General features: G+C 62.0%; 9 protein-coding genes. 6 read left to right on the top strand and 3 right to left on the bottom strand.

The genetic code is table 11. From position 1 onward, the window contains the following. Positions 1-74 precede the first annotated feature (74 nt). Both ACE2AA_RS14580 and ACE2AA_RS14575 read right to left on the bottom strand, forming a co-directional pair. Positions 75-998 (bottom strand): tyrosine recombinase, encoded by a 924-nt coding sequence (locus tag ACE2AA_RS14580; RefSeq protein ID WP_141262149.1) that lies wholly within the window; start codon positions 996-998, stop codon positions 75-77. Between the two features lie 12 nt (positions 999-1,010). Beyond that, complete coding sequence (locus ACE2AA_RS14575) at positions 1,011-1,238, bottom strand: hypothetical protein (RefSeq protein ID WP_227001104.1); 228 nt, start codon at positions 1,236-1,238, stop codon at positions 1,011-1,013. A gap of 128 nt (positions 1,239-1,366) precedes the next feature. Between ACE2AA_RS14575 and aroB the strand changes: the two genes are divergently transcribed. The 5 genes from aroB (at position 1,367) to ACE2AA_RS14550 (ending at position 8,203) form a co-directional block, all read left to right on the top strand. Then, positions 1,367-3,100 (top strand): 3-dehydroquinate synthase, encoded by a 1,734-nt coding sequence (aroB, locus tag ACE2AA_RS14570; protein ID WP_141262147.1) that lies wholly within the window; start codon positions 1,367-1,369, stop codon positions 3,098-3,100. 281 nt (positions 3,101-3,381) lie between these two features. After that, on the top strand, positions 3,382-4,572 hold the full coding sequence (locus ACE2AA_RS14565) for an OmpA family protein (RefSeq protein WP_395370269.1): 1,191 nt from the start codon (positions 3,382-3,384) through the stop codon (positions 4,570-4,572). Positions 4,573-4,978: 406 nt separating this feature from the next. Continuing rightward, positions 4,979-6,064 carry an OmpA family protein gene (locus ACE2AA_RS14560; RefSeq protein ID WP_141262145.1) on the top strand — a complete coding sequence of 362 codons (1,086 nt, stop codon included), beginning with the start codon at positions 4,979-4,981 and terminating at the stop codon, positions 6,062-6,064. 363 nt (positions 6,065-6,427) lie between these two features. After that, complete coding sequence (locus ACE2AA_RS14555) at positions 6,428-7,522, top strand: OmpA family protein (RefSeq protein WP_141262144.1); 1,095 nt, start codon at positions 6,428-6,430, stop codon at positions 7,520-7,522. A 156-nt stretch (positions 7,523-7,678) separates the two neighbouring features. Then, a complete protein-coding gene (locus ACE2AA_RS14550) occupies positions 7,679-8,203 on the top strand; it encodes a GtrA family protein (protein WP_141262143.1) in 525 nt (174 codons plus the stop codon). Here the strand turns inward: ACE2AA_RS14550 and tenA are convergent. Continuing rightward, on the bottom strand, positions 8,125-8,829 hold the full coding sequence (gene tenA, locus ACE2AA_RS14545) for a thiaminase II (RefSeq protein WP_141262220.1): 705 nt from the start codon (positions 8,827-8,829) through the stop codon (positions 8,125-8,127). The two genes, ACE2AA_RS14550 and tenA, sit on opposite strands and share 79 nt — an antisense overlap. Positions 8,830-8,997: 168 nt before the next feature. Here tenA and alaS point away from each other — a divergent pair, with 168 nt between their 5' ends. Continuing rightward, positions 8,998-11,646, top strand: coding sequence for an alanine--tRNA ligase (gene alaS / locus ACE2AA_RS14540; RefSeq protein ID WP_395370266.1), 2,649 nt, complete (start codon positions 8,998-9,000; stop codon positions 11,644-11,646). The last annotated feature ends 257 nt before the right edge of the window (positions 11,647-11,903 follow it).

Genomic DNA, 11,903 nt, shown 5'->3' with positions numbered 1-11,903 from the left:
CGCTGCCGATAGCACAGCCTGCACGCCAGCCAAACATTTTCACGCAGGGAATTCGTCCTGCCATGCATTTTTGTCTATGTCGCCGCCGTGTCATGCATTGCCGACAGCGGATGATGCTGCGCCACCGCGTCACGCAGGCGGTCCAGCATCACGTGGGTATAGATCTGGGTCGTTGCGATATCGGCATGGCCCAGCAGAACCTGCAACGCCCGCAGGTCAGCCCCATGGGCCAGCAGGTGTGTTGCAAAGGAATGCCGCAGCACATGCGGTGACAGCCGTTGAGGGTCCAGCCCCGCCCGCAGCGCCACGTCATGGATGATCCGGTCAAACCCCTGCCGCGTCATGGGCCGCCCCGCCCCACGGCCGGGAAACAGGTACGGGCTTTTCCGCCCCGCATCCAGGTCCATAAGCGCCCGGGCCGCGGCGCGGGCGCGGGCGGACATGGGCACCATGCGTTCCCGCCCGCCCTTGCCACGCACCAGCATCATGCCGGGCGCCGCATCCAGCGCGCGACGCGGCAGCGACAGCAGTTCGGATATGCGCAGGCCCGATGCATACAGCATTTCCAGCGCCGCCCGCGCCGCAAGCAGCCTGCGCCTGCGTGCGGGTGTCGCATCCGCCTCCGGCGCGCAGGCGGCCAGCAGCGCCGTGACCTCCGCCTCCGACAGGAAACGCGGCAGGGGCGTGTCCAGACGCGGGGCCTCCAGCAGGGCGGCCGGGTTGTCCGGCCGCAGCCCTTCACGGGCCAGGAACAGGAAATACTGTTTCAGGCAGGACAGCCTGCGGGCCTGCGTGCGCGGGGCCAGCCCCTGACGCGCAAGGCCGGACAGGTAGTCGCGCAGGTCGCCCTCCCCTGCATCAAGGGGAGAGATGCCCCGTGCGTGCAGGGCCTGCATCATATCCCCAAGGTCACGGGCATAGGCACGGATGGTGTTCAGCGCCGCCCCACGCTCGGCCGCCTGCATTTCCAGAAAGGCGTCAACCCCGTCCGCGACCATGTGGTCCGCCGTTTACTGTGCGGGTGCAGACATGGGGGCCGCCGTCGGAGCCAGCGGCGCCACGGGCAGGGGGGCGGGCGTGCCCAGCGCCGCAGGCGCTGCCGCCACGGGGGCCGCAAACGCAATATCCCTGTGCACGTCCTGCTGCACCAGCGCAGGCGGAAAAGCACCGAGGGAAAAGAATCCCCCTACCGCGCACACAACCAGAACACCTATGACGGCAATAACAATACGGATCATCCAACCGCTTCCCATATCCAGCACACCCGGTGACACATGACCGGGCCGGTGACACACTTTCGCACGCATGGCCGGACCCAGGCGCGGACTCTACCGGTTCCATCCTGCTGTATGTTAGGTTGTCCGGCATGTCACGCCAGATTCCCCCCGACCGGCACGCGCCGGCTGCCTCGTCGCTCGCCATACCGCTTGACCTCAATGCTGTTGGCCCCGCTACGCCACGGCAGCCGGGCAGTGGACGCACCATCGTGCTGGTCGGGCTTATGGGAGCGGGCAAGACGACGATCGGACGCATCCTCGCCGCGCGGCTGGGTGTGCCCTTTGTCGATTCGGATGAGGAAATCGAACGCGCCGCCGGCTACACCATCGCCGACCTGTTCCAGAAATACGGCGAACCCGAATTCCGCCGGGGCGAACGGCTGGTCATCCGCCGCCTGCTGTCCGGCCCACCCGTGGTGCTGGCGACAGGCGGCGGGGCCTTTATGGATTCCCGCACGCGTGCCAGCGTGCGCGAGCATGCGATCTCCATCTGGCTGCGCTGCCCGCTGCCGGTGCTGGTGCAGCGCGTGGCCGAACGCACGCACCGGCCCCTGCTGAATACGGCATCCCCCCATGCGGTGCTGGCGGACCTTATGCAGCTACGCCATCCGGTCTATGCCGAAGCCGATATCATCGTGGATTGTGGAGATGACAACGTGGAACACAGCGCCGACCATGTCATGCAGGCCCTGAAACATAACCGGCAGCCGCTGCGGGTGCCCGTACGGCTGGACCGCGCCAGCTATGACGTCGTGATCGGGCCCGACGTGATCCGGCGCGCGGGTGCGCTGCTCGCCCCCGTCCTGCCGCAGAAGCGCGTGATGATCCTGACGGATGAAACGGTTTCCCCCCTGCACCTGCCCCGCCTGCTGGAAGGGCTGGAAGAAACCGGGATCCGCGCCGAAGTCATCACCATTCCCCCCGGCGAGGGGTCAAAGACCATTACCATGTACGAACGCGTGACCAACGCCCTGCTGGAGGCGCATGTCGAACGCGGCACCACGGTCGTGGCCCTGGGCGGTGGCGTGGTGGGGGACCTGGCCGGTTTCTGCGCCGCCACCACGCTGCGTGGCCTGCCCTTCGTGCAGATCCCCACCACGCTGCTGTCGCAGGTGGATTCGTCCGTGGGGGGCAAGACCGGCATCAATACCCCGTTTGGCAAGAACCTGCTGGGGGCGTTCCATCAGCCGATCGCGGTGCTGGCCGATACGTCCGCCCTTGCCACCCTGCCGGTGCGCGAACTGCGCGCGGGCTATGCCGAAATCGTCAAGTCGGGGCTGCTGGGGGATGCCGGCCTGTTCGACTGGTGCGAACGCCATGGGGCGGACGTGCTGGCAGGCGACCCGGCCATGCAGGCCGAAGCCATCCGCATGGCCTGCGCGTTCAAGGCGCGGGTGGTCATTGCTGATGAGCGCGAGGAACGCAAGGCCGATGGCCGCGCGCTGCTCAACCTCGGCCATACTTTCGGCCACGCGCTGGAAGCGGAAATGGGCTATGACGGCAGCCTGCTGCATGGGGAGGCCGTGTCCATCGGCCTGCGGCTGGCATTCATGCTGTCGGTCCGGCTGGGCTACTGCCCGGCGGAAGACCTGGAGCGGGTGACCCGTCACCTCGAACGCCTGTCCATGCCCGTGCGAATCAGCGATACGGGGCGGAATTTCTCCGCGGTCCAGCTGGTGCGCAACATGCAGCGCGACAAGAAGATGCGCGACGGCCGCCTGTCCTTCGTGCTGGTGCGCGGCATTGGCCAGGCCTTCACCTGCCGCGACGTGCCCGATGATGTCGTGCTGGATGTCCTGCGCGCGGATGGCTGCACGCCCTGACTCCCCTGCCCCGCGCATGTGGTATTTGTACAACGCCCTTTCCAGACCAACACGGTACGGAAAGGGGATTTAATATTATCTCAACCTTTGGTCCGCACAACGATCCAGCCATGGACAGGTGCGGACAGGTTTACCGGCATTCCCGTCTCAGCGCCTTCCCGCTGGCATTGCGATAATGGCCCCCGGGCCAATTGTATCAACATGCATCAGGCCAGTGTGGAACATGCCCCCATCTCCACAAAAAAGAAGGCGTCTGATCAAGTATCCTTAAGGACGGGAATATGCGTCTTCGCATGGTATTACTGGCGACTGCACTTGGTGCCGCGCCGTTCGCCACCGCCATGGCCACGACGATTACTGGGCCATATGTCGATATCGGCGGTGGCTATGACCTGACCCAGACCCAGCATGCGCATGGTTTTGACAGGAACCAGTACGAAAACAACACGAAAACCGACGGCTACCTTGACGCATCGGACAACGCACGACTGCTGAAGGAAGCCCATTCACGCGAACGCATGGAGCATGGCGATGGCTGGACCGGCTTCGCCACGTTTGGCTGGGGTTTCGGCAATGGCCTGCGCGCTGAAATCGAAGGGGATTACAACTGGTCCGCCCTGACGGGTTACCGAGACTCCACGGGCGACGGACGCCACCAGAGTGGCAGGACCAGCGGCAGCGACCGCTCCTATGGCGGATTCGTCAACGTCCTGTATGACATCGACCTCAAGCGCCTGTTCAACATTGACGTGCCCGTGACACCGTTTGTCGGTGTCGGTGCCGGTTACCTGTGGCAGAACGTGGACGCCAGCACCCCTGTTACAGGCAACCTGAACGTGCGCCAGAACGGCACGAACGGCAGCTTCGCCTATCAGGGTATCGTGGGTGCGGCCTATGACATCCCCGGCGTACCCGGCCTGCAGATGACCACCGAATACCGCATGATCGGACAGGTGGAATCCTTCGCCATGGGCAATATCAGCCAGACAGGCAGCGGCGACCGCACGCTGAGCTACGACCATCGCTTCAACCACCAGTTCATCGTGGGTGTCCGCTACGCCTTCAACCATGCGCCCCCGCCACCGCCGCCAGCCCCCGCCGTGGCGCCGCCCGCGCCGACTGCAGCGCGTACCTACCTGGTGTTCTTTGACTGGGATGGCGCGGCCCTGACCGACCGCGCGCGCGGGATCGTGGCGGAAGCGGCCCAGGCATCGACCCATGTCCAGACGACCCGGATCGAAGTCAACGGCTACACCGACAACACATCGGCGCACCCCGGACCGCGTGGCCAGCAGTACAATCTTGGGCTGTCGCTGCGGCGTGCAGACAGCGTGAAGGCTGAACTGATCCGTGACGGTGTGCCCGCTGGCGGCATCGACATCCACGGCTATGGCGAAGCCCGTCCGCTGGTGCCCACCGGCCCCGACACGCGTGAACCGCAGAACCGTCGGGTCGAAATTATCCTGCACTGACGTCTCATGCTGCAATAAACTGATAAATATGTATATTTGCAGAGGGGAGCACTGGATGCTCCCCTTTCCATATCGAATCGTTCCGCCGCGTAACAGGCCGCGAAACAGCTCTTCGGTTTCCGGCACTGTCCTATGCAAAATCATGGGGTCTATTATCCAGGCTCAAAAAAAACCTTATAAAATCAGGACTTTTCATAAAATGCCTGCAAATGCCCTGAAAGATATGTGTGTTTTTGGTCACACCTCAGTGCCATGCGGCATTTTGCCCATTCTCAAATCGGCCCAGACAGGCTAATCCCGCATCATAGCTTGCGGGTAATCTCAGGCTGCCCTGTCTCGGGGCAAATCCATTGCCCGACCACAAGATAGGGCTCTGCCCTGCAACAACAGAGTTAAGGACTGAAACATGCGTCTTCGCGCAGCGTTACTGGCTACCAGCCTGCTGGCAGCGGCTCCTTTCGCCGCCAAAGCAACCACCATCACCGGCCCCTATGTTGGCATCGGCGGCGGTTACGATCTGACTCAGACTCAGCATATGCGTGATGCTGAAGACAAGCCCGGCCCACAGGGTGACGGCGGCGCGCATGTCCGCCACGGCCACGGCTGGACCGGCTTCGCCAATGTCGGCTGGGGTTTCGGTAACGGTCTGCGTGCCGAAGTTGAAGGCGCCTATACCTGGTCCGCGATCAAAAGCGTTGATACCGTCAAGACCAAGGGCCACGACCGCTCCTACGGTGGCTTCGTCAACGTCCTGTATGACATTGACCTGAAGCGTCTGTTCAACATTGACGTGCCTGTCACCCCGTTTGTTGGTGTTGGTGCCGGTTACCTGTGGGAAAATGCCAGCATCAGTGGTGGTGGCGGCAAGATCGCAGGCACCAATGGCAGCTTCGCCTATCAGGGTATCGTCGGTGCAGCCTACGACATCCCGGGCGTGTCCGGCCTGCAGATGACCACCGAATACCGTATGGTTGGTCAGGTTGAAGACTTCGCGATGGGTAACATCCACGCTGTTGGTGGCGACGCTGCCCGCTTCGACCACCGCTTCAACCACCAGTTCATCGTCGGTGTCCGCTACGCGTTCAACAACGCGCCGCCGCCGCCGCCGCCGGCTCCTGCTGTCGTCCCGCCCGCGCCGACTGCAGCCCGCACCTACTTGGTGTTCTTCGACTGGGACGGCGCAGCCCTTACCGGCCGCTCGCGTGAGATCGTGGCAGAAGCTGCTCAGGCTTCCACCCACGTCCAGACGACCCGCATCGAAGTCAACGGCTACACCGACAACACCTCGGCCCACCCGGGTCCGCGCGGTGAAAAGTACAACCTTGGCCTGTCCATGCGTCGTGCGGACAGCGTGAAGGCTGAACTGATCCGTGACGGCGTGCCCGCCAACGCCATCGACATCCACGGTTACGGTGAAGCTCACCCGCTGGTGCCGACCGGCCCCGACACGCGTGAGCCCCAGAACCGTCGCGTCGAGATCATCCTGCACTGATCTTGACCAACCGGTCACAAAAGAAAGGGAGCACTTTGTGCTCCCTTTTTTTATGCCAAAGTTTCCATGTGCATGAAGATACAAACCCACTGTGTTGTTCACGCCACGAAATGTCCTAAATATTTTATTAAACTATTGTTCTGCGCGAACTATTTCCCACATATTTAATTGTAATCAGAGACAAAAAGCCTTCTGCCCGGCACATGTCTGCAACAATGCGACTTTTATGCTGCCTGTTAGCCTTAAAGGAACGCAACTACAGACGGCACACCGTGTTTAAGGGTGATGGACTGACTGGTTTGCGCAGCCTGCGCACGCTGCGTGACCTGTAAAGAAGCAATAATTGTAAGGAAGGACGAACATATGCGTCTCCGTTCTGCCCTGCTGGCAACAAGCCTGCTGGCCGCGACACCGCTGGCTGCCAAGGCCACGACCATTACCGGCCCGTATGTCGATATCGGCGGCGGCTATAACCTGACACAGACCCAGCATGGCCACTTCGCTGATACTGAAGATGGTCCGGGCCGTGAAAAACTGGGCCACCGGCATGGCTGGACCGGCTTTGGCGCCGTCGGCTGGGGCTTTGGCAATGGCCTGCGGGCAGAGGTTGAAGGCGACTACAACTGGTCCGAAATCTACAGCAGCTCCCGTGGCGACAGGGGTAGCGACCGTTCCTATGGCGGTTTCGTCAACGTGCTGTATGACATCGACATGAAGCGCCTGTTCAACATCGATATACCCGTGACGCCGTTTGTCGGCGTTGGTGCCGGTTATCTGTGGCAGAATGCACATGACGTAACGGTAGGCAACTCCCCCGGTCGCAGCATGAGCGGCACCAAAGGTGGCTTCGCCTATCAGGGCATTGTCGGCGCGGCCTACGACATTCCCGGCATTGCCGGCCTGCAGCTGACCGGCGAATACCGCATGATCGGCCAGCCGTCTTCCTTCACCATGGGCAATTATACCGCCAGCGGACCATATGATTCGGGTCACGCCAGCTTTGACCACCGATTCAACCATCAGTTTATCGTTGGTCTCCGCTACGCGTTCAACAGCGCACCGCCGCCGCCGCCGCCAGCCCCTGCCGCCGTGCCGCCCGCACCGACCGCAGCCCGTACCTATCTGGTGTTCTTCGACTGGGATGGCGCATCCCTTACCGGTCGTGCACGTGAAATCGTGGCAGAAGCTGCCCAGGCATCCACCCATGTCCAGACAACCCGCATCGAGGTCAATGGCTATACTGACAATTCGGCCGCCCATCCCGGCCCGCGTGGTGAAAAGTACAACCTTGGCCTGTCCATGCGACGTGCGGACAGCGTGAAGGCTGAACTGATCCGTGACGGTGTGCCCGCCAACGCCATCGACATTCATGGCTATGGTGAAGCCCATCCGCTGGTGCCCACCGGACCCGATACACGGGAGCCCCAGAACCGTCGTGTCGAGATCATCCTGCACTAATGTAAAGAAAAGAAAGGAGGCTTTGATCTGCCTCTTTTCCCCTTCCATTCCGATAGTATTATACCGTATGACATATCCGCGCAGCGCGGAGCCTTGATGTCACATGCAGACCAGCCCCTGTGACCGTCGCCTGTCGTTCGGCATAAGGATGATGTCTTGCCAAAGCTCTCTTCCCAGAAAATTACACAGTTCCTGAAGTTTGGTGTTGTCGGGCTTCTGGGGCTGTGTTGGGATACGGGAACGGTCTACAGCCTTCGCCCCTTTGTGGGGCTGACGATTGCAACGATTGCCGCGTATTTCATCGCGGCATCGATCAACTGGTTGATCAACCGCCTGTGGACCTTCCGCAACGTTGGCAACCAGCACCATTTCGTCATCCAGTGGCTGCGTTTCCTTGCGGGCAATTCGCTGGGCTTTTTCCTGAACCGCGGTTGCGTGTTCACGCTGTTTCATCTTTCCCCCGTCTTCAAGGCCTATCCGGTGCTGGCGCTGGCGGCCGGGGCGGCTGCGGGGATGATGGCGAACTTCCATATCAGCCGGAAGCTTGTTTTCCATTCCGAATCCACCCAGACCAAACGCACGACGGCGGAAATCGTCCCGTTTCAGCCCGAACGCGCCGTGGTCCAGAACACGGTTTCCAGCCGCACGGCGGTTGTGAACTCCCGCAGCAAGGTCGGATAACGCGCCTGCGCGCCATAGGCCGCGCCAACTTCATTCAGGCGACAGACCCCGTCTTCCACCAGCGCGGTATATTCGTCCCCCCCATACAATGCGATCCATGACCAGTACGGATTGCCTTCACGCACCGTCCGCGGGCTGGCATGCAGTCGTGCGCCTACCTCGGCATACCCGATCAGGCATGGCGCCAGCGTTACCAGCAGGTCAAGCATGTCGCCCGTCTGTGCACGGTCAAGTATAAAGCGGCTATAGGCAAGTAATTCTATCGATTCCTCCGCCTGTTCCAGTGCCGGTTCCTCGATCCCCCACTGACGGCAGTAACCCACGTGCATGGACAGTTCGGTATCCAGTATGCCCGACAACAGTTGTGCCGCATGCCGCATGGCCGTGAGGGTATCCGATTTGTGAACCAGCAGGGCACACGCACGCGCATACTGGATCAGGTAGAGGTAATCCTGAATCAGGAAGTTGCGGAACGCTTCCACCTCCATCGTGCCACTGGCCACGCCCTCCACGAACGGATGCCCCACAAAATCCAGCCACTGCTTCATGCAATCCTGACGCAGGCGGCCAGCAAGCCCCTGTGTCAGCAGCGGCCAGTCACGTTCAGCCTGCCATTCCCCCGTCATGTTTCCTGTCTCCTGCTGGGCCTGTTCACCCTTGCGCCGCGCATCGCACGCAACAGCCATATGGGCACAACACGCATGTTCATGCTTCCGGTCTGGCGCTACGTGCGCTAGGTGAATGAAACCGGTTTTACATCTATACCTTCAATACAGGATCGTCTGTTTCCCGCCATGCCCACAACAAACGACATTCGTGCCACCTTCCTCGACTATTTTGCGGGGAACGGGCATCAGATCGTGCCGTCCTCGTCCCTGGTGCCGCACAACGATCCGACGCTGCTGTTTACCAATGCTGGTATGGTGCAGTTCAAGAACGTGTTCACCGGGCAGGAGACGCGCCCGTATTCCCGCGCCACCACGGCCCAGAAGGTCGTGCGCGCGGGCGGCAAGCACAACGACCTGGACAATGTGGGGTACACCGCCCGCCATCACACCTTTTTCGAGATGATGGGCAATTTCTCGTTCGGGGATTATTTCAAGGCGGAAGCCATCGAACTGGCATGGAAACTGGTTACCGGCACCTTTGGCCTGCCCCGCGAAAAGCTGCTGACCACCGTCTATGCCGATGACGAGGAAGCAGCCAGCCTGTGGCGCAAGATTGCCGGTCTGCCGGATGACCGGATCATCCGCATTCCCACCTCCGACAATTTCTGGCGCATGGGTGATACGGGTCCGTGCGGCCCATGTTCCGAAATCTTCTACGACCACGGCCCCGAGGTGGCGGGCGGCCCGCCCGGTTCCCCTGATGAGGACGGTGACCGGTTTACCGAAATCTGGAACCTCGTGTTCATGCAGTATTTCGAAAACCCGCCTGGCACGCGTTCACCGCTGCCGCGCCCGTCCATCGACACCGGGCTGGGACTGGAACGCTTTGCCGCGATCCTGCAGGGCAAGCGCGACAATTATGATACGGACACCTTCCGCGCGCTGATCCTCGCCTCCGCCGAAGTCACGGGCCAGGACCCGGATGGCCCGTTCAATGCCAGCCACCGCGTGGTGGCGGACCATCTGCGCTCCACCTCGTTCCTGATTGCCGATGGCGTGCTGCCGTCCAAGGACGGGCGTGGTTACGTGCTGCGCCGCATCATGCGCCGCGCCATGCGCCACCTGCACATGATGGGCACGACGGAGCCGACATTCTACAGGCTGGTTCCCGCGCTGATCCGTCAGATGGGCGAAGCCTATCCCGAACTGGTCCATGCCCGCGCTCTGATCGAGGGGACGATGAAGGGCGAGGAAGAACGCTTCAAGGCCATGCTGGACCGTGGACTGTCGCTGCTGGCGGACGAGACGGAACACCTTGGCGATGGCGCGCCGCTGCCGGGTGCCGTTGCGTTCAAGCTGTATGACACGTTCGGCTTCCCGCTTGACCTGACACAGGACGCCCTGCGCGGCACCAGCCATAGCGTGGACGTTGAAGGCTTCAACGAAGCCATGGACGTGCAGCGCAAGCGCGCCCGCGCGGCATGGAGCGGGTCCGGCGACAGTGCGACCGAAACCGTATGGTTCGAGGCGCGTGATACGTTCGGCGCCAGCGAATTCCTTGGCTATACCACCGAAACATCCGATGCCGAAGTCCAGACCGTGGTCGTGGACAATGCACAGGTGGACAGTGCCGGCCCCGGCACCAAGGTTGCCCTGCTGCTGAACCAGACCCCGTTCTATGGCGAAAGCGGTGGACAGGTGGGGGATACCGGCACCATCACCGCACCCGGCCTGCATATCGCCATTACCGATACGCAGAAAAAGCTGGGCGACCTGCTGGTGCATTACGGCACGGTCATCGAAGGCACGGTCAAGCCTGGCATGGCGGTAACGGCACAGGTCGATCATGACCGCCGCAGCGCCATCCGTGCGCACCATTCGGCAACCCATCTGCTGCATGAAGCCCTGCGCCGCCGGCTGGGGGACCATGTCACCCAGAAAGGCAGCCTGAACGCGCCCGACCGCCTGCGCTTTGACGTCAGCCAGCCGCGCCCGATCACGCCGGAGGAACTGGCCGATATCGAGGCCGAGGTGAATGCCCGCATCCGTGAAAACACGGATGTCACCACCCGCCACATGACGCCCGAAGAAGCCATTGAACAGGGTGCCATGGCCCTGTTTGGCGAAAAATATGGCGATGAGGTCCGCGTAGTGTCCATGGGTGGCCCCGAGGATGGACGTGCGGGCTGGTCGATCGAACTGTGTGGCGGCACCCATGTGCGCCGCACCGGCGATATCGGGCTGTTCCGCATCACATCTGAAAGTGGCGTGTCATCCGGCGTGCGGCGCATCGAGGCCGTGACCGGCCTTGCAGCGCAGAACGCCACCATCGCCACCGAAGACCGCCTGAATCAGATGGCCGCCATGCTGCGCGTGCCCCCTGCGGAAGCCCCCGAGCGCCTTGCCGTGCTGCTGGAGGAACGCAAGGTGATGGAACGCCAGATTTCCGACCTGCAGCGCAAGCTTGCGTCGGGCAGCCAGTCAGCGGCATCCATCGTGGAGATCAGTGGCATCAAGCTCGATGCCCGCAACGTGGGTGAACTGCCGTCCAAGGAACTCAAGCCGCTGGCCGATTCCCTGCGCAAGGAAATCGGATCGGGCGTGATCGCCCTGATCTCCACCGCGGATGGCAAGGGCAGCATCGTGGTTGCCGCCACCCCTGACCTGGCGGAAAAGGTGGATGCCGTGGCGCTGGTCCGCGCAGCCAGCGCAGCCATGGGCGGCAAGGGCGGCGGTGGCCGTCGCGACATGGCGCAGGCCGGCGGCCCGGATACCGGCAAGGTGGAGGCGGCACTCGAGGCCGTGCGCACCACCATGGCAGGCGGGGCGGCCTGACCTCGGTCCCCGTTTACACGAAACGGACACACAACGGCGCACCATGTGCGCCGTTGTGCTGTACGCCCTTATCTGCCGCCGCATAAATACTGCAATACAGAAAGTGAATGTTTCTTAATTATATTGTGATTACATAGTATTTCCATTGCTGCACAGGAAGAAACAATTGTGCGCGACAGGTGTTCTCATGCTACAGATTGCATGGGATACCACCCCAACCGCCGGATTGTGCCGCGATGTCATTGCGGCGGGTGGAT

This window comes from Komagataeibacter diospyri (assembly GCF_043995075.1).
Taxonomy (GTDB): domain Bacteria; phylum Pseudomonadota; class Alphaproteobacteria; order Acetobacterales; family Acetobacteraceae; genus Komagataeibacter; species Komagataeibacter diospyri.
The sequence above is the reverse complement of the archived record's forward strand: the minus strand, read 5'-3'. Positions and strand labels throughout refer to the sequence as shown.